General features: G+C 68.2%; 20 protein-coding genes. 8 read left to right on the forward strand and 12 right to left on the reverse strand.

All coding sequences use genetic code 11. The annotated features are described in order from the left end of the window. Positions 1 to 51: 51 nt before the first annotated feature. The 4 genes from hutU to ACFFGH_RS05625 all read left to right on the forward strand — a co-directional run bounded on the left by hutU (position 52) and on the right by ACFFGH_RS05625 (position 4,777). Positions 52 to 1,716, forward strand: a complete 1,665-nt coding sequence (hutU, locus tag ACFFGH_RS05610) for a urocanate hydratase (protein WP_386665653.1) — start codon at positions 52 to 54, stop codon at positions 1,714 to 1,716. Positions 1,717 to 1,748: 32 nt separating this feature from the next. Next, positions 1,749 to 3,113 (forward strand): S41 family peptidase, encoded by a 1,365-nt coding sequence (locus ACFFGH_RS05615; RefSeq protein WP_386665656.1) that lies wholly within the window; start codon positions 1,749 to 1,751, stop codon positions 3,111 to 3,113. 203 nt (positions 3,114 to 3,316) lie between these two features. Next, on the forward strand, positions 3,317 to 3,949 hold the full coding sequence (upp, locus tag ACFFGH_RS05620) for a uracil phosphoribosyltransferase (RefSeq protein WP_386665659.1): 633 nt from the start codon (positions 3,317 to 3,319) through the stop codon (positions 3,947 to 3,949). 132 nt (positions 3,950 to 4,081) lie between these two features. Continuing rightward, positions 4,082 to 4,777 (forward strand): GNAT family N-acetyltransferase, encoded by a 696-nt coding sequence (locus ACFFGH_RS05625; RefSeq protein WP_386665662.1) that lies wholly within the window; start codon positions 4,082 to 4,084, stop codon positions 4,775 to 4,777. A gap of 117 nt (positions 4,778 to 4,894) precedes the next feature. Here ACFFGH_RS05625 and ACFFGH_RS05630 read toward each other — a convergent pair whose 3' ends face one another. Beyond that, positions 4,895 to 6,148, reverse strand: coding sequence for a cation:proton antiporter domain-containing protein (locus ACFFGH_RS05630; RefSeq protein WP_386665665.1), 1,254 nt, complete (start codon positions 6,146 to 6,148; stop codon positions 4,895 to 4,897). A gap of 266 nt (positions 6,149 to 6,414) precedes the next feature. Between ACFFGH_RS05630 and ACFFGH_RS05635 the strand changes: the two genes are divergently transcribed. Continuing rightward, positions 6,415 to 6,897 carry a hypothetical protein gene (locus ACFFGH_RS05635; protein ID WP_386665668.1) on the forward strand — a complete coding sequence of 161 codons (483 nt, stop codon included), beginning with the start codon at positions 6,415 to 6,417 and terminating at the stop codon, positions 6,895 to 6,897. 120 nt (positions 6,898 to 7,017) lie between these two features. Next, positions 7,018 to 8,328, forward strand: coding sequence for an acyltransferase family protein (locus ACFFGH_RS05640; RefSeq protein ID WP_386665670.1), 1,311 nt, complete (start codon positions 7,018 to 7,020; stop codon positions 8,326 to 8,328). 36 nt (positions 8,329 to 8,364) lie between these two features. On the opposite strand, the gene ACFFGH_RS05645 is transcribed toward ACFFGH_RS05640, so the two are convergent. The 8 genes from ACFFGH_RS05645 to ACFFGH_RS05680 all read right to left on the reverse strand — a co-directional run bounded on the left by ACFFGH_RS05645 (position 8,365) and on the right by ACFFGH_RS05680 (position 16,965). Then, the gene (locus tag ACFFGH_RS05645; RefSeq protein WP_386665672.1) at positions 8,365 to 10,254 is read right to left on the reverse strand and encodes a hybrid sensor histidine kinase/response regulator; all 1,890 of its coding nucleotides are present in this window, start codon (positions 10,252 to 10,254) and stop codon (positions 8,365 to 8,367) included. Then, complete coding sequence (locus ACFFGH_RS05650) at positions 10,251 to 11,756, reverse strand: sensor histidine kinase (RefSeq protein WP_386665674.1); 1,506 nt, start codon at positions 11,754 to 11,756, stop codon at positions 10,251 to 10,253. The genes ACFFGH_RS05645 and ACFFGH_RS05650 overlap by 4 nt, the downstream gene beginning before the upstream one ends. Positions 11,757 to 11,763: 7 nt before the next feature. Further along, positions 11,764 to 12,222, reverse strand: coding sequence for a response regulator (locus ACFFGH_RS05655; protein ID WP_386665677.1), 459 nt, complete (start codon positions 12,220 to 12,222; stop codon positions 11,764 to 11,766). Next, positions 12,219 to 13,706: a sensor histidine kinase gene (locus tag ACFFGH_RS05660; protein ID WP_386665680.1), complete on the reverse strand. Its 1,488-nt coding sequence runs from the start codon at positions 13,704 to 13,706 to the stop codon at positions 12,219 to 12,221. The genes ACFFGH_RS05655 and ACFFGH_RS05660 overlap by 4 nt, the downstream gene beginning before the upstream one ends. A 272-nt stretch (positions 13,707 to 13,978) precedes the next feature. Next, positions 13,979 to 15,295: a phospholipase D-like domain-containing protein gene (locus ACFFGH_RS05665; protein WP_386665683.1), complete on the reverse strand. Its 1,317-nt coding sequence runs from the start codon at positions 15,293 to 15,295 to the stop codon at positions 13,979 to 13,981. A 143-nt stretch (positions 15,296 to 15,438) separates the two neighbouring features. Further along, positions 15,439 to 15,765, reverse strand: a complete 327-nt coding sequence (locus tag ACFFGH_RS05670; protein WP_386665685.1) for a DUF6122 family protein — start codon at positions 15,763 to 15,765, stop codon at positions 15,439 to 15,441. Between the two features lie 25 nt (positions 15,766 to 15,790). After that, complete coding sequence (locus tag ACFFGH_RS05675) at positions 15,791 to 15,916, reverse strand: hypothetical protein (protein WP_386665688.1); 126 nt, start codon at positions 15,914 to 15,916, stop codon at positions 15,791 to 15,793. Between the two features lie 416 nt (positions 15,917 to 16,332). After that, the gene (locus tag ACFFGH_RS05680) at positions 16,333 to 16,965 is read right to left on the reverse strand and encodes an EF-hand domain-containing protein (RefSeq protein WP_386665691.1); all 633 of its coding nucleotides are present in this window, start codon (positions 16,963 to 16,965) and stop codon (positions 16,333 to 16,335) included. A 185-nt stretch (positions 16,966 to 17,150) separates the two neighbouring features. Between ACFFGH_RS05680 and ACFFGH_RS05685 the strand changes: the two genes are divergently transcribed. Beyond that, on the forward strand, positions 17,151 to 17,753 hold the full coding sequence (locus ACFFGH_RS05685) for a DedA family protein (RefSeq protein WP_386665694.1): 603 nt from the start codon (positions 17,151 to 17,153) through the stop codon (positions 17,751 to 17,753). A 29-nt stretch (positions 17,754 to 17,782) separates the two neighbouring features. Here the strand turns inward: ACFFGH_RS05685 and ACFFGH_RS05690 are convergent, their stop codons facing one another. Then, positions 17,783 to 18,622 carry an alpha/beta hydrolase gene (locus ACFFGH_RS05690; protein ID WP_386665697.1) on the reverse strand — a complete coding sequence of 280 codons (840 nt, stop codon included), beginning with the start codon at positions 18,620 to 18,622 and terminating at the stop codon, positions 17,783 to 17,785. A 297-nt stretch (positions 18,623 to 18,919) separates the two neighbouring features. Here ACFFGH_RS05690 and ACFFGH_RS05695 point away from each other — a divergent pair, with 297 nt between their 5' ends. After that, the gene (locus tag ACFFGH_RS05695) at positions 18,920 to 19,531 is read left to right on the forward strand and encodes a flavodoxin family protein (protein WP_386665700.1); all 612 of its coding nucleotides are present in this window, start codon (positions 18,920 to 18,922) and stop codon (positions 19,529 to 19,531) included. A gap of 61 nt (positions 19,532 to 19,592) precedes the next feature. On the opposite strand, the gene ACFFGH_RS05700 is transcribed toward ACFFGH_RS05695, so the two are convergent. Together ACFFGH_RS05700 and ACFFGH_RS05705 are read right to left on the reverse strand one after the other, a co-directional pair. Then, on the reverse strand, positions 19,593 to 20,012 hold the full coding sequence (locus ACFFGH_RS05700; RefSeq protein ID WP_386665703.1) for a hypothetical protein: 420 nt from the start codon (positions 20,010 to 20,012) through the stop codon (positions 19,593 to 19,595). Positions 20,013 to 20,025: 13 nt separating this feature from the next. Continuing rightward, complete coding sequence (locus ACFFGH_RS05705; protein WP_386665706.1) at positions 20,026 to 21,222, reverse strand: zinc-dependent alcohol dehydrogenase; 1,197 nt, start codon at positions 21,220 to 21,222, stop codon at positions 20,026 to 20,028. Positions 21,223 to 21,318 lie beyond the last annotated feature (96 nt).

Consider the following 21,318-nt stretch of genomic DNA (forward strand, 5'->3'; position numbering starts at 1 on the left):
CGCCGGGGGCGATGCGATAATCGCCGGCTCGCCTCGAACAGGAAGCCGCCGATGTCCACCCGTGTCGACCGCAGCCGCGTGATCCGTGCGCCGCGCGGAAACGAAAAGACCTGCCGCTCGTGGCTCACCGAAGCGGCCTACCGGATGATCCAGAACAACCTGGACCCGGACGTGGCCGAGAACCCGACCGAGCTCGTGGTCTACGGTGGAATCGGCCGCGCCGCGCGTGACTGGGAGAGCTACGACGCGATCCTCGAATCGCTGCGCACGCTGCGCGATGACGAAACGCTGCTCGTGCAGTCCGGCAAGCCGGTCGGCATCTTCCCAACCCACGCCGATGCGCCGCGCGTGCTGCTTGCAAATTCGAACCTCGTACCGGCGTGGGCCACGTGGGAGCACTTCCACGAGCTCGATCGCAAGGGCCTGATGATGTACGGCCAGATGACGGCCGGCTCGTGGATCTACATTGGCAGCCAAGGCATCGTGCAAGGCACGTACGAGACGTTCGTCGAGATGGGTCGCCAGCACTACGGCGGCGATCTCACCGGCAAGTGGATTCTCACCGCCGGCCTCGGCGGCATGGGCGGCGCGCAGCCGCTTGCCGCGTCGCTCGCGGGTGCGTGCTCGCTCAACATCGAATGCCAGCAGTCGCGCATCGACATGCGCCTGCGCACGCGCTACGTCGACGAGCAGGCGACCGATCTCGATGACGCGCTCGCGCGCATCGATCGCTACACGAAGGCCGGCGAAGCGAAGTCGATCGCGTTGCTCGGCAATGCGGCCGAGATCCTGCCCGAGCTCGTGCGCCGCGGCGTGCGGCCCGACGCCGTCACCGACCAGACCAGTGCGCACGATCCGGTACACGGTTATCTGCCGATCGGCTGGAGCGTCGAGCAGTGGCTGGCCGAACAGGTTGCCGAACCCGAGCGCGTGCGCGACGAGGCCAAGCGGTCGATGCGCGTGCACGTCGAGGCGATGCTCGCGTTCCAGAAGATGGGCGTGCCTACGTTCGATTACGGCAACAACATCCGCCAGATGGCCGCCGACGTCGGCTGCACGAACGCGTTCGATTTCCCCGGCTTCGTGCCGGCCTATGTGCGCCCGCTGTTCTGCCGCGGTGTCGGCCCGTTCCGCTGGGTCGCGCTGTCGGGTGATCCCGAAGACATCGCGAAGACCGATGCGAAGGTCAAGGAACTGATCCCGGACGACCCGCACCTGCACCGCTGGCTCGACATGGCTGGCGAGCGCATTGCATTCCAGGGCCTGCCCGCGCGCATCTGCTGGGTTGGACTCGGCCAACGCCACAAGCTGGGCCTGGCGTTCAACGAGATGGTGCGCAACGGCGAGCTCAAGGCGCCGGTCGTGATCGGCCGTGACCATCTCGACAGCGGCAGTGTCTCGTCGCCGAACCGCGAGACCGAAGCGATGAAGGACGGCAGCGATGCCGTCTCCGACTGGCCGCTGCTCAACGCGATGCTCAACGTCGCCGGCGGCGCGACCTGGGTGTCGCTGCACCACGGCGGCGGCGTCGGCATGGGCTACTCGCAGCACTCCGGCGTCGTGATCGTCTGCGACGGCTCGGAAGAAGCCGACAAGCGCCTTGCCCGCGTGCTGTGGAACGACCCGGGCACCGGTGTGATGCGCCATGCGGATGCGGGTTACGAAATCGCGCGGGAATGCGCGAAAGAGCAGGGCCTGAAGCTGCCGATGCTCTGAAGCAACGCAGGCATCTGGCCAGGGAGAGGGCGATGAAAGGACTCGCGTTGTGGTTGCTCGTATTTACCGCCGGCGCGGCCCACGCGCAGGTCGCGGCGGGCCAATGGCACCTGAGCGGGGACCCGCAGCTCTACCGCGTCGAAGTGGCCGGCGGTGCGGAACTCCGCGGTGCAGCGATCACGCTGCAGGGCACCGGCAGTGAGCGGGGATCGGGCGCCGCGTCGCGAGTTATCGACGCGGCGACGTACCGCAACTCGGTGCTGACGCTATCGGCACGGGTCACGGCAGACGAGGTTTCAGGCGGGGCGGGCATCTGGTTGCGCGCGTCCGCCGATGGCCGGCCGCCTGCGTTCGCGAACTCGCAGCGCCAGCCGGTGCGTGGAACTGCTGCCGATGTCGAGCGGCAGATCTCGATCGTCGTGCCGCGGGACGCGACACGAATTTCGTTCGGCCCGCTGTTGAATGGCAGCGGGCGCACGACGGTGACCGGCTGGGTCCTGGACTCCCGCCCCTGCAGTGCCAACCCAGCGGTCACGCCGGAGCGCGTGCTGGCCGCTGCCGTCGACGCGGTCAAGCGCAGCGCGCTCAACGCCGGCCGGGTGGACTGGGTCACCGTCGAGCCGAAGGCGCGCGCAATGCTCGGCGACTCGACCTGCCCGGAGGCCGCCTATCCGGCCGTGCGCATGGTGCTCGCAGCGCTCGGCGATCGGCACAGCCGCCTGCTGGAGCCGGCTGCACGCCGGGAAATGGTCTCCACGGCGACGGCAACGTCGGAACCTGCGATCACCGTGTCTGACAACGTCGGCTACGTGTTGCTGCCGGGATTCCGTGGCGCCGAGGGCGGGGCGGCGACCGCGTTGGCGCGCGGCGTCCGCGAACGTCTCGGTGCGCTCGCGCCCGAGGCACGCTGTGGCTGGGTCGTCGATCTGCGTCGAAACAGCGGCGGCAACGTCTTTCCTATGCTCGCTGCACTGAAACCGCTGCTGGGCGATGGCGAACTTGGCGTATACGAGGATCGCAACGGTCGGCGGCAGCCTTGGCACGCATCCGGGCCTGCGCTCGCCCGCAACGAGGATCAGAGCTCGCGCGCCGTCGCGGTGTTGCTGGGGCCGCGCACGGCCAGCTCGGGCGAGGCGATCGCGATCGCGTTCCGCGGCCGTGCCGACACGCGCAGCTTCGGGCTGCCGACGGCCGGGCTCAGCACCGGCAATGGCATCGTGGATTTGCCGGACGGCAGCCGCATCATGCTGACCGAAGGCGTGGCAATCGATCGACGCGGACAGCGCTACGGCGGCGTGGTCACGCCGGACACGACCGTGGACGGAGCCGCAGACGCGGACTCAGCGCTGCAGGCGGCGCGTCGCTGGCTGGATGCGCAGTGTGTCGAAGCGCCATAGCGCGTGATGCTCGCGTAGCGGGGCGCAGCGCGGTGTTCAACGCGCTTTGATCGGCGCCAGCCCGTGGCGAAGCTTTCCCCAACGCCTGATGCACCGGCGGGCTTGCGACGCGAAGTGGCTTCGCGTGTGCTGGCAGCGGGCGTGCCGCGCCAGCGCGACGATGATTGCGCGACACTGCGCCGTCTCCACACTGCGTGCCGCCGATGAAGATCATTGAAGTCCGCCACCCACTCGTGCAGCACAAGCTCGGCCTCATGCGCGTGGCGGGTAACAGCACAAAGACCTTCCGCGAGCTTGCGTCGGAAGTGGCCACGCTGCTGACCTACGAGGCAACGGCGGACCTGGAAACCGAGGCTGTCGAGATCGAAGGCTGGGCCGGCCCGGTGCAGGTGCGCCGCATCAAGGGGCGCAAGGTCACGCTGGTGCCGATCCTGCGCGCGGGGCTCGGCATGCTGCCTGGCGTGCTGGAGCTGATCCCCGCGGCGAAAGTGAGCGTGGTCGGCCTGCAGCGCGACGAGCAGACGCTCGCGGCAGTGACGTACTACGAAAAGCTGGTGGGGCACATGGACGATCGCATCGCGCTGATCCTCGACCCGATGCTCGCCACCGGCGGCACGCTGGTCGCAACGGTGGACATGCTCAAGGCCGCTGGCGCGACGCGGATCCGGGCGCTGTGCCTGGTGGCTGCGCCCGAGGGGTTACGCGCGGTCGAGGCCGTGCATCCGGACGTCGAGATCTACACCGCCGCGATCGACGAACGGCTCGACGAGCGTGGGTACATCCTGCCGGGCCTCGGCGATGCGGGCGACAAGATCTTCGGGACGCAGGCGCACTGAGCCACGCGTTCGCGCTGTATTGGCTTACTCCCCGGGGTCCGTCGCCGTCCAGCACACCGATGCTGCATCCCGCATCGCGATGCTGAGCCGGCTGACACCGGGCGCCTGCCACCCACACCTGCCTGCTGCCGTATGTCCCATCCGCTCGACAATCCGATCCGGGCTTCGCTCGACAGTCGCCACGCCGCGCTGGCCCTGCGCAGCGGCGGCGTGGCGCGTTACCCGGCCGATGTCGCGCCGTTCCTCGGCGTGGCCGATGCGGCGCGCGACGTCGAAGCGGCACTCGACGTGCTGGTGCCGCAGGGTGACCGCGTGTACGCGATTGGGGTGGCGCCGCAGGTGGCGCGCGGGTGGCAGCTGCGCCATCTCGCCGAGCTTGCACAGATGGTGTGCCCGGCTCCGGTCGACGCCGGAGATGCGCGCGACGCGTCCGACATCGTCGAGCTCGGTGACCGGCACCGCTCGGACGTGCTCGAGCTGACCGCGCTGGTCTATCCGCACTATTTCCGGCCGCAAACGATGCGGCTGGGACGGTACTTCGGCCTCTATCGCGACGGCAGGCTCGCCGCGATGATCGGCGAGCGCATGGGCACGGACGACTGGCAGGAGATCAGCGCGGTCTGCACGCATCCCGATCAACTGGGTCAGGGGCATGCGCGCCGCCTGCTCGCATGGCTGACCAACGATGTGCTGGCAAGCGGCCGTACGCCGTTCCTGCACGTCAGCCCGGACAACCACCGTGCGCTGCGGCTGTACGAGCAGAACGGCTATCGCACGCGGCGCGGGATCCCGTTCTGGTCGCTGCGGCGCATCGCCTGCGCGGATTGACGCGGCCGCGGGCTCCGCCGCAGGCCGGCAACGGCCCGGGCAACAGCGAACCACGGGTCCAACCGGCAACCGGCCACCTCCGCGAAGCGACGATGCCGGCAGTACGGAGACACGAGCTTAGGACGCGCTGTCCTCGGATTCAGCCGTTTTGCCGCGTGCATGCCGCCCGTACAGGCGCGTGAGCGGCGACGCGCTGATTCCATGCGCGAGCGCCGATGCGAAGACGACCAGGCTGACCACCGGCCAGACCAGCGGATCGCCGAGTTTGTGGTCCATAAGCGTCGCGTAGTAGACCGCCGCGACCGCGATCGGGCCGAACCAGCCGGTGAACAGCGCATCCGCGCGGCTGCGGATGCTCGGCAGCACCGGCTTTAGCAGCAGCATCGGCAGAGGCCGGCGCAGCAGGAGGATCGCGACCGCGAGCAGCACGCCGCTCCAGCCGAGCTTCGCCCATTCGCCCCACGGGATTACCATGCCGAAGAGGGCGAAGAACGGGATCGAGAAGAACCGGTTCAGCGCTTCCTGGCCCTGCTCCTCGTTGGCGCGGTCCTCGCCACTGACGACCTGCACGAACGCCGCGCCCGCCGCGAACACGATCAGCAGTTCGTCGGTCTTGATCAGCCGGCCTGCACCGACTGCGAACAACGCCAGCGCTACGGTGTAGGCCAGGCGCCACTTCTGCTCGATCGTCCCATGGCGCTCGGCGAGCTGCAGCGCCTTGCCTGCCACATAGCCGAGCAGCAGGCCGAAGACCGTCGCGGCCCCCACCTCCCACAACAGGGTATGCGTGACCCAATGGCTCAGCGCCTCGTGCTGTGGGCGCGTCAGCAGCAGGAACGGCAGGAAGACGAACAGGTAGCTCAGGCCGTCGTTCGCGCCGGATTCGAACGAGACCGCATTGCGGATGCGCTCGGGCACGTTCGCTTCGGCCAACTGGCCGCTCGCGATCGGCGTCGCGGCGATCGGGTCGGTCGCGGTGACGATCGCGCCGATCAGCGCGGCGACCCAGAACGGCAGGCCGAGGATCAGGTACACCAGGGCCGTGCTGACCGCCCACATCAGCGCCATCGCCAGCAGGATCAGCACCGTCATCTCGCCCCAGTGGCGGCGCGGAAATCCCCTTGGAACCCGCAGCGCGACGCCGACCAGGCCGATCCCGAGCGTCAGGCGCGCCGCGCCTTCGAGGATGCGCTCGGGCTGTCCGATGGCTGCCAGGTCGATCAGGCCGATACCTTGGGGGCCGATCAGCACGCCCAGGGCGAGCGCGAGCACGGACGGTGGAATCGGGCCCGCTTCAAGGCGCTTGGACACAAGGCCCAGCAGCAGGATCAGCCCGCCGAGTACGGTGACGATGAGGTTCAGGTGTTCCATCGCTCGTCCCGGCATCGCCGCAATTGCCCGGCGCCGGTGATCCCTCGTTGCACGGAGCCTCGAGCATGTAAACGCGCGCGTGTCGGCGACGCGAAGCATCAACAGGGGACCAATACATCGCATCGGTCGCTATTCATGCGTGTGCTGCCCACCGCGCTGGCGTGCGGACAACCGCCCGCGAATCGACGCGCACGCGACGTCACCAAGGCGCAGGCTTCACGCGCGCAACGATTCAATGACCTTGGTTATTTCGCGGGGGTAACGCCATGCTCGAACACGAACGCATCCAGGGCTGGATCAGCGGCCTGTATCCCGTGCTTGCACCGGAGCCGGTCAAGGAAACGCTCTATGAGCGCATGGGGCGCGTGCTCGGCCTGGACATCGTCGACGAGACCGACGTGGCGTTCCTGATGCAGATCGGCGTGCCCGCCGCAGCCTACAAGCGGGCGGTCGACGAGATCCGCATCCCGCCCGGCCATGTGCTTTCGGCGGCTCGCGCCCGGCTACTGATCGGCGCCGGCATGCGGCTGGACTCGGACGATTCCGATCGCCTGCTGCGCATCGTGCGCCTGTATGCGCAGGCCTGCCTGATGCTGGGCGACGAAGCGACCGCGATGACTTGGCTGCGCACCCCTGTTCGCTGGCGGACTGGCGTGCTGCGGCTGTGTCCGCTCGAACTTTCATTGCGCGACAGCGGCGCCCGGCTTGCCGAGCAAATGCTGGTGCGCACCGTGCACGGCGTGCACTGACGCGGATCGACCGCGGGCCGTCCGCGCGGAATCGCGGGCGGCGTCCATACACGGCTGGAGTTGCAGACGCCACCGCTGGTTGGCGCGTGACGCCGTGGGTTCGTGTAACACGGACGATACATGCTGGCCGCTCCCTGCCGGGCCACGCGTTCACATCAGTACGTGCCGCACCAGCGCATCGCGTTCCGCGGCACGCGTATCTCCGGTTATCCACGTATGAATTCCATCAGCCACCTGAAATCGATAGTGATCGACAGGCTTCAGGGCGATCAGGCGCCGCTGTCGCAGGCGCAGCTGTCGCAAACGATCAGCTTCGCGCGCATCACGCTGATCGTCGGGCTGGTGTTTCTGCATTACGGCGGCTATCCGAACTCGCAGTCCTCGCCGTTCGACGGCATGGATCCGACGGCGTTCCCGCTGGCGACGTTCGCCAACAGCTTCGTGCTGTTCTTCTTCTTCAGCGTCGTGCCGTTGCTCAGCATGGTGTCGGGCTGGCTGTACTTCACGTTCGCCGCCGAGCGCGCCGCGCCGGCATTGCGCGAACGCATCTCGCGCAGGCTCGGATCCCTGTATTTGCCGCTCGTGTTCTGGAACACGATCTATCTCGCGCTGGCCGTGCTGCTGTGCATGAACCTGCCGGGCAATGCGTTCGTCGATCAACTGAATTTCCAGCCATCCGAAGCCGGTTGGCGCGAGTACCTCAACGCGGTGTTTGCGCTGACGTCGCACCCGATCGCGTTCCAGTTCTGGTTCGTGCGCGACCTGCTGGTGACCGTGCTGCTCAGCCCGCTGCTGTGGCTGGCGCTGCGCCATGCGCCGTACGTGGGCATGGTGGTGCTTGGCGCGGCATGGCTGCTCGGCTACGACCTGGTGGTGTTTTTCCGCACGGACGTGACCTTCTTCTTCTACCTCGGCGGTTTCGTGCGGATGTACAAGGTGCCGCTCGAGATCGGCCGCGGGGCGACGATCGCACTCACATGTGCGTATGTGCTGCTGGTCGCGTTGCGCACGCTGGCGCCGCTCGTGGTGGAGGTGACGCCGCAGCGCCCGGAGCTTTTGGACATGGCGACACGTGCGATGCGGCCGGTCGGCGTGCTCGCTTGCTGGGGCCTGTGCGTGCAGTTGGCCCGAACCAAAGCCGGCGCCGCGATCTCGCGCTATGGCGGACTGTCGTTCTTCGTCTTCGCAACGCATTTCCCGCTGATCGCGGCGGTGAAGCTGATGCTGTGGCCGCTGCTGCCGGTCGAGAGCGACGGCTGGATGATGGCGCACTACGTCGCCAGCGTGGCGCTGACGGTGGCGATCACCGTGTCGACGGGATTGCTGCTTGCGCGGTTCGTGCCCGGCGTGTTCGCGCTGATGAACGGCGGGCGGGTGCTGCCGGTCGCGCGCCCGGCATCGTGGACCGGCTCGGTGCCGCGCAGCATCTGACGGCACGACGCGAGACGTCGGTGCAGCCAGGCAGGCCTAGGTCGCGGCGGGATCCAGCGATGCGGTCAGGTCGGCCAACGCCACGGGCTTGACCAGGTGCACGTCGAAGCCGGCATCGCGCAGGCGCAGCCGGTCTTCGGGGCGGCCCCAGCCGGTGATCGCAACAAGCCTGACCGAAGCCCCCCAGGGCTGGGCGCGCACCCAGCGGGCGACTTCATCTCCGTTCGCGCCCGGCATGCCGATGTCGAGCACCATCGCGTCCGGCCGCCAGTGCTCCGCCATCGCCTGCGCCTGCAGGCCGTCGTTCGCGGTGCGCACCTCGTGCCCGTGCAGCTCCAGCACCAGGCCGAGGCTTGCCGCGGCATCGGCGTGGTCGTCGGCGACCAGCACCCGCCACGCGCGGCGCGCAGTGCCATCGGGCTCCAAGGCGTGCGGCGCGTCGTCGCGGGCCGCATGCGCCAGCGGCAGCCGAACCGTAAACGTCGCGCCGTGTCCGGGGCCCAGGCTCGAGGCCATCACCGTGCCGCCGTGCAGCCCGACCAGCCGCCGAACCACCGCCAGCCCGATGCCAAGCCCTCCGCGCACGCGTGACGCTGGGCCCGCATCGGCCTGCACCAGCGGTTCGAACACGCGCTCGAGCATGTCGCCAGTGATGCCGATGCCGGTGTCGCGCACGCGCAGCTCGGCGACCGCGTCATCGGTCGTCAGTGCGATCTCGATGCGCCCGCCGGCCGGGGTGAACTTGACCGCGTTCTGCACGAGGTTGTCGACCACCTGCTTGAGCCGGATCGGGTCGCCATCGACGACGACTTCGTAGTCGGGCACCGACAGCACCAGCGACTGCCCACTGGCATCGGTCAGCAGGCGTGCGTCCTCGCCGGCGTCATCAAGCAGCGCACGCAGGTCCATGGACTGGCGTTCGAGCACGATGCGGTCGTGCGCGATTCGGCTGAGGTCCAACAACTGATCCAGCAGCCGCGCCATGGTCTCGGCCTGCCGCTCGATGACAGCGCGGGCGCGCATGATGCGCGCGCCATCGCTGCGTTCATCGAGCAGCTGGACTGCATAGCGGATCGGGGCCAGCGGGTTGCGCAGCTCGTGCCCGAGCGTGGCGATGAACTGGTCCTTCTGGCGGTCCTCTTCGCGCAGTTGCTCTTCGACGCGCTTGCGGCGGGTGATGTCCTCGAGCACGCCGACGAGGCGCGAGCCGCCATCGGCCATGCCTGCCGCGCGCATCCAGCGCAGGTTCTCGCCCACGCACAGGCGGAACTCGCTTTCGAAGCGGGTCGCTCCCGACGCGGCTGCAAGAAACTCCGCACGCACCCGCTCGACGTCGTCGGGGTGCATCACGCCACGCAGGCGGTCGGCGGACAGTTCGCGCTGCCCGCCCGGGAACACCCGCGGCGCGCGGCCGTGCAGGGTGAGCACCCGCCGCTCCAGGTCGTATTCCCAGGTCTCGATGCCGACCGATTCCAGCGCGAGGTTGAGCAGCGCTTCGCTGCGTTCCAGTGCCTGGCTCGCGTGCTCGGCCTGCCGGCGGCGCTGCTGGCGATCGGTGCACGCCTGCACCGCATACGGCACGCGGCCGTAATGCTTCGGCGTCTTGGTGATGTAGTCGTCGACGCCCTGCTTGAGCGCGGTGACCGCCAGTTCCTCGTCGCCGCTGGCGGTGAACATGATGACGGGCAGGTCGGGGTAAGTCTCGCGCAGCCGGTGGAACACGTCCATGCCCGTGCTCCAGCGCAACCGGTAGTCGGTGATCGCGACATCCCAGCGTCGGCCTTCCGCCAGCAGCGCTTCGAAGCCATCTGCGTCGCTGGCTTCGTCGACCTGCGAGTCGGGCAGGACCTTGCGCAACTCGCGGATGACCAGTGCGCGGTCGTCCGGGTTGTCGTCGACCAGCAGCAGCGAAAGCGGCCGGGTCACGCGAGTTCCCCGACCGCGGGCAGCTCGATCCAGAAACATGCGCCCTGGCCGGGCTCGGACTCGACGCCGACCTGACCGCCCATCCGTTCGACGCCTTTGTGCACCAACGCCAAGCCGATACCGGTGCCCGGATAGCTCTCCTGGCCGTGCAGGCGCTGGAACACTTCGAAGATGCGCGCCTGGTCGCGCTCGGCGACGCCGATGCCGTTGTCCTGCACTTCGATGCGCACGCGCTCGTCCAGACGGCGCGCACGCACGGCGATCTCCGGCGTTGCGCCCGGGGCGACGAACTTCGCGGCATTGGACAGCAGGTTGACCAGCACCTGCACGAGCGTGCCTGCATGGGCGTGGACATCCGGCCAAGGCGTGTCCTCGCGCTGGAGCTTCGCGCGCTGGAACAGCGGGTCGTAGGCGAGATGCCCGCAGGCCTCGTCGAGCGCTTCGGCAAGCGCGACCGGGGCATGGGCCAGCTCGGCGCGCGCAAGCGTCGAATAGGCGAGCAGGTCGGTGACCATGCCGTCAACACGGTTGGAAACATCCTCGATGCGGCCGAGGAAGACGGGCGCATCGTCCAGCTTCCCGGCCGCGAAGTCCTCCTGCAGCGCGCGCGCATAGCCCTGCAGCGTCCGCACCGGTTCGCGCAGGTCGTGCGATACCGAATCCGCGAACGCTTCCAGCGTCTCGTTCGCCTGCTGCAGCTGGTGCGTGCGGTCGGCGACGCGGCGTTCGAGATCGCGGTTGAGTGCATGCAGCGCGAGGTCCGCGCGGCGGAACGAGGTGGTGTCATCGACCAGGCCATCGATCGCGTCGTGCCCGTTGACCGGAACGCGCACGACCTTCAGCGCGTAGTACATCGAATCGCCGTCATCGCGTTCCTGCACGATGACCTCGCGTTCGGCGGTGTCGCCCCGTTGCTGCAGGCCCTGCGCGAGTTCGCGTGCGGCATCGAGCAGCGGGTGCTGCGCATCGACGAGTGCAGCGGTTTCGTCCATTGCGAGCATTGAGCGCAGCGAGCGGTTCGCGTCCTCGAGCGTGCCGTCCAGCGAAAGCCGGAACACCCCCAGGCGGGCGTGTTCGAGCAGTGCCTGCAGGCGGGTTTCCGAGCGCACCGCGCGCAGCCGCACTTCATTGCGGTCCAGGCAGGCGCGCACGGCGACCGACAGGCGCAGGTAATGGCGCGGGCTCTTGAGCACGTAATCGTCCAGCCCGGCCTTCATCGCCTCGACCGCGATCTCCTGGGTGCCGGTCGCGGTGAACATCACCACCGGCATACGCGGCCAGCGCGTCTTCACGCGCTGCAGCACTTCCATGCCGGTGGTCCACTGCATCTGGTAATCGGTGATCACCACGTCGAACGACGGGTGCTCGAGCGCGGATTCGAAACCCTCGCGGTCGGCGACTTCCGTGACCTCGACGTAATCGAATTGCCGACGCAGCTCGCGCAGCGCGAGCAGGCGGTCGTCCGGGTTGTCGTCGAGCAGCAGCAGTCGCAGCGTGGTCATCGGCCGGTCACGGAACAGGGATGCAGGGAGCAGCCGGCGCGAGGTTGTGCCGGAGCCAGTACGCGAGCGTGCAATCGATCAGGTCCAGCAGGTCGCCCGACGCGCCGGGCTTTTGCAGGAAGGAATTCGCGCGCGCCGCGAACGCCGCATGCAGGTCGCCATCTTCGCCTGAAGCGGTCAGCACGACCACCGGCAGCGCATCCAGGTACGGGCGCGCGCGGATCCATCGCAGCACCTCCAGACCACTGCGCCGCGAAAGCTTCCAGTCCAGCAGCAGCAACTGCGGCATCGGATGCCGCTGCCGGTCGGCGAACGCGCCCTCGCCGCCGAGGTAGGCGATCGCCTCTTCACCATCGGCGACAACCTGCAGCGACACCTGCTGCCGCGACCGTCGCAGCGCGCGCTCGATCAGGAAGCGGTCGTCCGGGCTGTCCTCGGCCAAGAGAACGGTCGGTGTCTTCGTCATTGCGATGGCTCCGCTGCGGCTTTCAGCCTGACGTCGAAGCGGCTGCCGCCGTCCGGCCGGCTGGCGACCGTGATGGTTCCGCCCATGCGCTCCACCCCCTTGCGTGCGATGGCCAGCCCGATGCCGGTACCGGGGTAGCGTTCCTGCCCATGCAGCCGCTCGAACACGTGGAATACCCGCTCGTGGTGTTCGGCTGGGATGCCGATGCCCTCGTCAGCGACGGACAGCACGACCGTATTGCCGTCGCGCTTGGCCCCGATGTGGACACGCGGTACGGAGCCCGCCGCGACGAATTTGAGCGCATTGCCGACGAGGTTCGCGAGGATCTGGGCCAGCATCGCCCGGTGCGCGACGACGGACGGCAGTGGCTCGGCCACGTCGACCGTGCCGCCCGACACTGCGATATCGGGGGCGATGTCGTTCAGCACCTCGCGCACCAGCGGCGCGAGCTCCACCGCTTCAAGCTGCAGCTGGCTGCGTGCCACGCGGCTGTAGGCGAGCAGGTCGGTCACCAGCGTGTCGAGCCGCTGCGTCGTGCCGACCAGCCGCTGCGTGTAGTCGCGGCCGTCCTCGCTCATGCGCGCGGCTTCATCCTCGAGCAGCGCGGTCGCATAGCCCTGGATGTTGCGCAGTGGCGCACGCAGGTCATGCGCGACGGTGCGGACGAAGCTTTCGAGCTCGTCGTTCGCGTCGGCCAGCTCGGCGGTGCGATCGTCGACGCGGCGTTCGAGTTCGATCGCGAACGCCTGCAGCCGTTCGTTCGCCGTGCGCAGCTGCTCGGCGTTCTGACGGGTCTGCTCACGCGACTCCCTCAGGTGCGCCTGCTCCGCGCGCAAGCGGCGTGTGTGCAGGGTCGACAGCCGATACAGCGCCAGCAGCAACAGCACCGCCAGCGCACTGGTGCCCACCGTCGCGGTGACGCCGAGCGCGGCTGCGGTTTCGGCGCTTTGCAGACGTGAATCGAGCAGCTGGTCCTCCTCGGCGCGCATTGCCGACAGATGCCGGCGGACGGCATCCATCTGGCCGATGCCGTGACCGCTGACGTTTGCGATCGCCTCGGACAGGCGTGACTGTTCGCGCAGTGCAATGCCGGTCGCCAGCGAATCCAGGCGTCGCTCGATCGCGGCACGGAGCACCGGCAGGCGCGCCTGCTGGTCGTGGTTGTCGGCAGTCAGCCGTTGCACGGCATCGAGTTCGGCGCGGGCGCGCTGGGACGCTTCCTCGAACGCGGCGCGTTGCCCGGGCGCGCCCGTGAGCAGGTACGCACGCTGGGCGCTTTCGGCCGCGCTGACTGCGGACTGCACGCCCTCGAGCCGCGCGATCACCTCGTGCGTATGTGCCACCCAGACATCCGCCTTCTCCTGGGTGCGCACGGCCATGGCCGCAAGCGCACCGGCGAGGATCACGACAAGGATCGCGCCGAACCCGACCCAGGCCATCTCGCGGCTCAGGCGCGACAGGGGGATGGCAAGGCGTCCGGACATGGTGCGCGCCAGCCTAGCGCCCCGGTCGGATGCGGCGCGATGCGCGTCGCGCGAACGCAGGGCGCTGCCACCCGGAAGGTTCTTCGGGTCGGGTCGGGGTGTGTGGCGGGGGTCTGGACACGGCGTGTCCTGCGGTGAGCCGGGGTCAGACGAGCCTAGCGCGGCATCCGTTAGCGCCGGGTCCGCGCGGCTCGACGCCGCCGCTGTCGTGCTCCATTTCGACCGTGCGCGCGGTCGCCGGGAACCGTCGGTGGCGACGACCGTCGCGCTGTTTACAGCTGATCGCGCAGCAGCAGTGCGGCCGAGTCCCGGGTGCGCTCGAGCAGCGACCATTGCTCGACGTCGCGCATGCCGAGCTCTTCTGAGCGGCTCAGGTCATGCGTGTACGAAGCGACGAGCCGCTGTGCGAACTCGGGATCATGCACGGCGACCGCGATCTCGTAGTTCAGCTCGATCGAGCGGCTGTCGAAGTTCGGCGAGCCGATCAGCGCGAGCGTGCGATCGACAACGACGAGCTTGGTGTGCATCACCGTGGGCTGGAACTCGAACACGCGCACGCCGGCTTCGATCAGCCCGCGGTAATACGTCCGGCTTGCATAGCGCACCAGCGCCGAATCCTGATATGGCCCCGGCACCAGCAGCGTGACCTTGACGCCGCGCCGAGCCGCTTCCATGAGGCCGAGCTCGAGGTTGGGGTCGGGCACGTAGTACGGCGTCGCGATCAGGATCTCCTCGCGCGCGGTACGGAACATCATCCAGTACGTCAGCGGAATGCCGGTGAAGTGATCGCCCGGCGCGGTGCTGATCGGCACCGCACGCGCATCGCCGACCGGCTGCAGCGGCGGAAACACAGCGTCGCCGGCCAGCACCACGTCGCTGGCCTCGCGCCAGTTCTCGGCGAACGAGCCCTGCAGGTAGCGCACCACGGGCCCTTCGATACGGAAGTGGTCGTCGCGCCAGTGCTCGGCATCCTGCGCATCGCCCACCCATTCCTGCGCGATGCCGACGCCGCCGGTGAACGCCACGCGCCCATCGACCACCAGCACCTTGCGATGCGTGCGGTTGTTGAAGTTGTCCAGGTTGTCCCAGCGAAGCGGGCGGAACCACTCGACCTCAGCGCCGGCCTGCTCCATCTGCTCGACCCAGTCCGGGTCGATCTTGCGCGCGCCGAACGCATCGAGCAGCAACCGCACCTCGACGCCGCGCCGCGCCGCCGCGGCAAGCTCGTTCGCGAACGTGTGGGCAATATCGCCGGTCCAGTAGACATAGGTCAGCAGGTGGACCGAGCGCTTCGCATTGCGGATCTCGGCCAGCATGGCCGGGAAAATTTCATCGCCGTTCTCGAGCAGGGTGAACCGGTTGCCCGCGGTCAGTGGCGCGTTGAGGTGCGCGGCCAGCATGACCGCGACGTCGACCGAGCCAGCGCCCGGGCGTGTCGACAGCGTCTGCGGTGGCAGGTCGATGGGCTCGGAGGCGGCCCACGAATACAGCTGCCAGGCCAGGCTGAGGCTACCGAAGACCAGCAGGATGCGGATCCAGAGCGGCAGCTTGCGCGGTGGGCAGTCGGGCGATTGCCGGGGTTCGGCCATGGTGGTGTCGTATCTCCAGCGGCGGGCCGGCAGGCGGGGCGCTGCGCAATGCGGTCGCGGGCTTCGACGATGCACTGACTCTAGCGTTGGCGAGGTGAAGCCGACGCGGGCCGGTTCGGCCGGACTCGAACCCCGGGCTTTGGCTACCCGGTCCGCATCGCGACGCAGTCGAGCGCATCCAGCCCGATGTGCACCAGCAGCCCGATCGCGAGCAGCCGCGTGCGGCGCGGAAGCAGCATCAGCACGTACAACGCGATCGCGGGCGGGGTGTGCAGCGGATGGAAGCCGATGCTGCAGCGACCCGGGGCATAGATCGGGTCGGCGAGCAGGTGGTCGATGTCGATCAGCCAGCCCGCCAGCATCCAGAGCCACGCCCGCCGCCACTGTTCACGAAAGAACACGCGTGCGATCGCAAGCGGCACCAGCGCGTGCAGCACGATGTGGAAGGCCGGTCGAAGCTCGAGGTCCATTGCTGAGTCGGGCAGCGGGGGCGCATCAGCCTAGCGTGGTGATGCGAACGCGGTGGGAAGCTTTGTGGATGTGGATGTGGATGTGGATGTGCGTGTAGGTGTGGGTAGCGGAGTCGGTGGGCGCGGTGCGGGTGGGGAATGCGTCGAGCATGGGTACGGGCGCGGCGCCGATCCTCGACAGCCGTTGGCGAGGCGAATTGGTGCGTCGCCCTCGCGCCCCACCGTGCCGTTGCTCCGGCGAGGCGCGGTCCTGTCTTGCTTACCGTTTGCCGAGCTGTTCAGCGCAGCAATGCATCAGGAGGGCGCCGCATGGGCCGGCGCGTACAGCGGCCGCGGATTGTGCCGCTGCCGCTGCCACGTCCGACATCGGACATCCAAGGCCCGACGCCTGACGCCTGACGCCCCAGTCGATAGGGGCGTCGATGTCGATGCAAAGAGCGATAGCGATGCTCGTATCGACGCCGATGCTCGTATCGATGCCTATGCCGATGCCGATACCGATACCGATACCGATGCCGATGCCGATACCGATGCGAGAGTCGGCATAGGCTTCGGCCTCGCTACTCCTCAGCGTCCAGAACGCGGTTGAACTTCCGTGCGGCCGAGGAAACCGTCCCGGTTCTCGTCCAGCCATTCGAACCGCTGCGACAGTCGCGGCATTGCTTCGTCGACTTCGATCCGGTTGAGCCGCCCGTCGCGGTTGAGGTCGGCCGCTGCGAATCGCGCGTCGAAGCGGGCCCGGCGCTCGGCCTCGTGCTGCGGGCGCATGCGCTCGCGGTACGCGCGCACTTCGGCACGCACGAGGTGGCCGTCGCGATTCGCGTCCGCTGCCGCGAAGTCGAGCCGATGGCTGGACTTGCCCGACTTGCCCGCATCGCGCGCAGAAGCTGTCTGGTCGAATTCGGCACGGCTGATGCGGCCATCGCGGTCGGCGTCGAGTCGAGCGAGACCGTCATGCCCACCGCGACGCCCGTGCTTGCCGCGCATGGGGCGTTCGTCCGCGCCCAGCCGCCCGTCGCGATTGCGGTCGAGGCGATCGAACGCCGCGGCCAGGCGTGGATGCGCGGCAGCTTCCGCGTGTTCGACCACGCCGTCGCCGTTCGTGTCGACGCGGCGTTTATCGGTAGCGTTGCCGGGCTGGGCGAGCAGGACCGCCGGCGCGAGCAGCAGCAGGCCGGCAAGGGGGATGAGGCGCTTCATGGAGGTCTCCGGTTGGGCGGCGGTGGTGCCGCGTGTCGAAGCTGGAAACGCCGCAGCGGCCGCGTGGTTGACGCGTCGCATTGAAGTCATGCACTGCGCCTCGTTGGGTGTGCACAACCGGACGGGACAGTGCGTTGACGCGACCGGTGCCACCGTGGCGATTGCTTCGAACCGAGGTGGGCGCCATGGGCGGATGGATCACTGGCACGCTGAGTTCGATGGGCTACATCGGCGTGGTCTGGCTGACGTTTCTCGAGAACGTGTTCCCGCCGATTCCGTCCGAACTGATCATGCCGCTGGCCGGCTACCTCGTCGCGCAGGGCCGCATGACGATGATCGGTGCGGTGCTGGCCGGCACGGCCGGCTCGATCCTCGGCGCGCTGCTGCTGTACTACGTGGGCCGCTGGTATGGCGAGGACCGGCTCAAGCGCTTCGCAGATCGTCATGGTCGCTGGCTGACGCTGTCGTCACGCGATATCGACCGCGCATCGAAATGGTTCGCCGAACGCGGCACCTGGGCGGTGTTCGTCTGCCGGTTGATTCCAGGCCTGCGTTCGCTGATTTCGATTCCCGCCGGCATCCACTGCATGGGCCTCGGCAAGTTCCTCGCCGCCACCGCGCTGGGCACGTTGCTGTGGACCGGGCTGCTGGTTTATCTCGGCAACCTGCTCGGTGAGAACTTCGAACGGGTGGGGCAGTACATCGACCCGGTCACGAAGGTGGTGCTAGGCGGAATGCTGCTGGTGTACCTGTGGCGCGTGATCCGCGGGACCGGGCACCTCGATTAACGGCTCCGGCACACGAGCTGCGTCCCGCGTCAGCGCTTCACGAACGACAGGATCGCCGGCAGCACGTTCGGCGCACGTTCCGGCGAATACAGGCCCAGCAGCGGCGCGGAATGTCCGGCCTCCGGCAGTTCAAGCAGTTCGACCCTGACGCCGGCCGCCCGCAGCAGCTCGGCCAGCTGACGGCTGTCGCGCGCCTCCACGACTTCGTCGGCCGCGCCATGCACCAGCAGGAAAGGCGGCTCGTCGCCATCGACGAAGTTCACCGCCTGCGCGCGCGGCCATTGCGCCGGTGGCCCGAAGATCGGCACGTACTGGCCGGTGATGTTGAAGTCGTAGGGGCCGGACAGGCCGATCGCGCCGGCAAGGTCGCGCGGCGACAAGCCGTGCGGCTGCAGGTAGCGCGCGTCGGTGGCGATCAGTGCCGCGATCTGCGCGCCGGCCGAATGCCCCGCGACGAAAACGCGCGATGGATCGCCTCCGTAGCGGCGTGCGTTCTCGCGCGCCCAGGCAACGGCTTTGGCGCCATCCTCGACGAACGCGGGAAACCCGGCGCGTGGCCATGTGCGGTAGTCGGCCACGACTGCGAGCACGCCGTTGCGCGCGAGGCGACGGCCCACGAAGCGGTACTGCTCGCGCGTGCCGCGTTGCCAGTTGCCGCCATAGAAGAACACGACGACCGGCGCCGAGCCGTTCGCACCATCGGGCCGATACACGTCGAGCGCCAATCCGGCATCCGGCGCATACGTCACCGTCGATTCGGGCGGTGGCAGGCCGCGGTTGGCAAACGCAAACAGCGCGCGCTCGCAGCCGCCGGTCATCAACGCGCCGATCGCGAGCACCGCATGGGCAAGGGCCGGTTTGATCCGCATCGGGTTACTCCGCAAGTTCATGGACGGCGTGACAGATCGCTGCGCCACGGTCCCATGAAGCCATCACGCGGGTGAACCTGGTGCGTAAGCAGTCCGCCGGGCCGCGGCGACCGCCGCGTAGGCGCGACGCATCACCGTGACCATGTGGCGCGCCCGCCCATGCACCTCATGCCAGCACGCAACCACGCGATGCTCGCGCAGCCGGCGCTACTGTCCAGCACGAAGGCCGGCGCAACCGGGCGCTGTCCGTGCCGCAACGGCTGTGACATCTGCCTGCGGCCTGCAGGAGAACCGCCAATGCTGAAGGCAATCGCGCTGAACTGCTCGTTGAAGACCGACGACAAGCCGTCCTCGACCGATTCGATGATCAACCTCGTCGCGCGGTGCCTGCGCGAGCACGACGTCGAGCTGATCGACACCATCCGCGTGGCGCGACACGACGTGAAGCCCGGCGTCAGCTCGGACGAAGGCGACGGTGACGCATGGCCACGGATACGCGCCCGCGTTCTCGAGGCCGACATCCTGATTCTCGGCACGCCGATCTGGATGGGCCAGCCGAGCAGCGTCTGCAAGCGCGTGCTCGAGCGCATGGATGCGTTTCTCGGCGAGACGGACGACCGCGAGCGCATGCCGTCGTACTCGAAAATCGCAGTGGTCGCCGTGGTCGGAAACGAGGACGGTGCGCACCATGTATCCGCCGAGCTCTACCAGGCACTGGCCGACACCGGGTGGACGATTCCAGCCGGGGGTACCTGCTACTGGGTGGGCGAAGCGATGCATGGCACCGACTTCCAGGATCTCGACGAAATTCCGGAGCCGGTCATGAAGACGGCCAAGACGCTGGCGTCGAACTCCGCGCACCTGGCGCGGCTTCTGAAACTCAACAGCTATCCCGGAATCGCGGGCTAAGGGCGCGGCCCGAGCCCGCATCGCCCGCTGCAGCCGAAGCGCAGCGGGCGGAGCAGGGCGATCAGGCGTTGTTGCGGCGCCGATAGAGCGCGTAGCCGGCCAGCAGGCCCGCTACGCCGACCAGCACGGCCGGATGCGAAGCGGGTCGCTTGCGCATGTCGTCAACGATGCCCTCGACCACGTTCACGCGGTCGGCCATCAGCAGCATCATCCAGTGGCGCACGTCGTTTTCGCTGCGCTGGAACGCGAGCCGGCGGATCACGCCGCTGAGGCCCGAGGGCGGCACGCTGGTGCCGAACACCGGCGTGATGCTCGGGCGCTCGATCGAGTGCAGCACTTCGATGTACTGCGGCTGCTGTTCTGGTTCGTCCCAGTGCACGCCTTCAAGACGTGGCGGCGTGCGCTCCATCGGCACGGCGGGACGGTTCTTGCGGTCAAGGTCGGCGCCCCATCCGGGGATCTGCGAACGGTCGAAAGTCATGGCGGTGTCCTCCTTAATGCAACTGCTGGGTGGGTGCACCGTTCGGGTACATGTCGATGTTCGTCGCCCTCGGTGGGATCAGCACGGTCTTGATGCAGTTGTCCTGCTTAGACGCGAACATGTGGTACGCCTCGTCGACCTCCTCGAGCGGCAGCCGGTGCGTGATCATCTCGCGTGGCTTGATGCGGCCGGCCTGGATGTGTTCGATCAGGCGCGGGTGATGGCGCTTCACGCTGGCCTGGTTCATGCGCATCGTGATGCCCTTGTTGAGCGCATTGCCGATCGGCACCGCGTTGAACGTCGGCCCGTATACCCCAACGATCGAGACGTTGCCGCCGCTGCGCACGCAGTTGATCGCCCAGTAAAGCGCGGTCGCTGCGCCGGCCTGCAGCTTCATCTTGACGCCGGTCAGGCGCTGCATCGCGCTGCCCGCGGCTTCGGCACCGACTGCGTCGATGCAGACGTCCGCGCCCATCCAGTCGGTCATCTTCTTGATGTGGATCGCCATGTCGTCGACTTCGCGGAAGTTGACGGTCTCGGCCGGGCCGAAACGGCTGACGAAATCGAGCCGGTAATCGACATGGTCGACCACGATCACGCGGCCTGCGCCGAGCAGCCACGATGCACGCGCGGCCATGATGCCGATCGGGCCCGCACCGAAGATGACGACGGTGTCGCCTTCCTGGATATCGCCCATTTCAGCGGCCTGGTAGCCGGTGGGCACCACGTCGGTCAGCAGGACCGCGTCTTCGATATGCATGCCCTGCGGAATCACCGTCGGGCCGATGTCGGCGAACGGCACGCGCACGTACTCGGCCTGGCCGCCGTTGTAGCCACCGGCCGAATGTGAATAGCCGTAGATGCCACCAATCGCGGTCGACTGCGAATTGACGTTGCGGCAGTTGCTGTACAGCTCGCGCTGGCACATCTCGCAGCTGCCGCAGAAGATGTTGAACGGCACGGTGACGTGGTCGCCGACCTTGAGGTTCTGGACCGAGGGGCCGATCTCTTCGACGACGCCGCAGAACTCGTGGCCGAATACGCTGCCGACGCGCGTGTCAGGAACGAGGCCGTGGTAGAGGTGCAGGTCCGAGCCGCAGATGCAGGTGCGCGTAACGCGCACGATGGCATCGTTCGGATGCTCGATGACGGGGTCCGGTACATGGTCAACGCGGACTTTGTACGGACGGCGGTAGGTAGTGGCTAGCATGCGGATCTCCTCCGGATGGGCTTGTGTGGCATGCCCGTTGGCATGCATCAGCTGAAAGGAGTGCCGCAACGACCGTGCCAGCGCGGCAGACGGCGT

Source organism: Lysobacter korlensis, from assembly GCF_042434515.1.

Coding starts and splice junctions, on each gene's coding strand:
- hutU (WP_386665653.1), top strand. CDS start 52: ATGTCCACCCGTGTCGACCGCAGCCGCGTGATCCGTGCGCCGCGCGGA.
- ACFFGH_RS05615 (WP_386665656.1), top strand. CDS start 1,749: ATGAAAGGACTCGCGTTGTGGTTGCTCGTATTTACCGCCGGCGCGGCC.
- upp (WP_386665659.1), top strand. CDS start 3,317: ATGAAGATCATTGAAGTCCGCCACCCACTCGTGCAGCACAAGCTCGGC.
- ACFFGH_RS05625 (WP_386665662.1), top strand. CDS start 4,082: ATGTCCCATCCGCTCGACAATCCGATCCGGGCTTCGCTCGACAGTCGC.
- ACFFGH_RS05630 (WP_386665665.1), bottom strand. CDS start 6,148: ATGGAACACCTGAACCTCATCGTCACCGTACTCGGCGGGCTGATCCTG.
- ACFFGH_RS05635 (WP_386665668.1), top strand. CDS start 6,415: ATGCTCGAACACGAACGCATCCAGGGCTGGATCAGCGGCCTGTATCCC.
- ACFFGH_RS05640 (WP_386665670.1), top strand. CDS start 7,018: ATGCTGGCCGCTCCCTGCCGGGCCACGCGTTCACATCAGTACGTGCCG.
- ACFFGH_RS05650 (WP_386665674.1), bottom strand. CDS start 11,756: ATGACCACGCTGCGACTGCTGCTGCTCGACGACAACCCGGACGACCGC.
- ACFFGH_RS05655 (WP_386665677.1), bottom strand. CDS start 12,222: ATGACGAAGACACCGACCGTTCTCTTGGCCGAGGACAGCCCGGACGAC.
- ACFFGH_RS05660 (WP_386665680.1), bottom strand. CDS start 13,706: ATGTCCGGACGCCTTGCCATCCCCCTGTCGCGCCTGAGCCGCGAGATG.
- ACFFGH_RS05665 (WP_386665683.1), bottom strand. CDS start 15,295: ATGGCCGAACCCCGGCAATCGCCCGACTGCCCACCGCGCAAGCTGCCG.
- ACFFGH_RS05670 (WP_386665685.1), bottom strand. CDS start 15,765: ATGGACCTCGAGCTTCGACCGGCCTTCCACATCGTGCTGCACGCGCTG.
- ACFFGH_RS05675 (WP_386665688.1), bottom strand. CDS start 15,916: ATGCTCGACGCATTCCCCACCCGCACCGCGCCCACCGACTCCGCTACC.
- ACFFGH_RS05680 (WP_386665691.1), bottom strand. CDS start 16,965: ATGAAGCGCCTCATCCCCCTTGCCGGCCTGCTGCTGCTCGCGCCGGCG.
- ACFFGH_RS05685 (WP_386665694.1), top strand. CDS start 17,151: ATGGGCGGATGGATCACTGGCACGCTGAGTTCGATGGGCTACATCGGC.
- ACFFGH_RS05690 (WP_386665697.1), bottom strand. CDS start 18,622: ATGCGGATCAAACCGGCCCTTGCCCATGCGGTGCTCGCGATCGGCGCG.
- ACFFGH_RS05695 (WP_386665700.1), top strand. CDS start 18,920: ATGCTGAAGGCAATCGCGCTGAACTGCTCGTTGAAGACCGACGACAAG.
- ACFFGH_RS05700 (WP_386665703.1), bottom strand. CDS start 20,012: ATGACTTTCGACCGTTCGCAGATCCCCGGATGGGGCGCCGACCTTGAC.
- ACFFGH_RS05705 (WP_386665706.1), bottom strand. CDS start 21,222: ATGCTAGCCACTACCTACCGCCGTCCGTACAAAGTCCGCGTTGACCAT.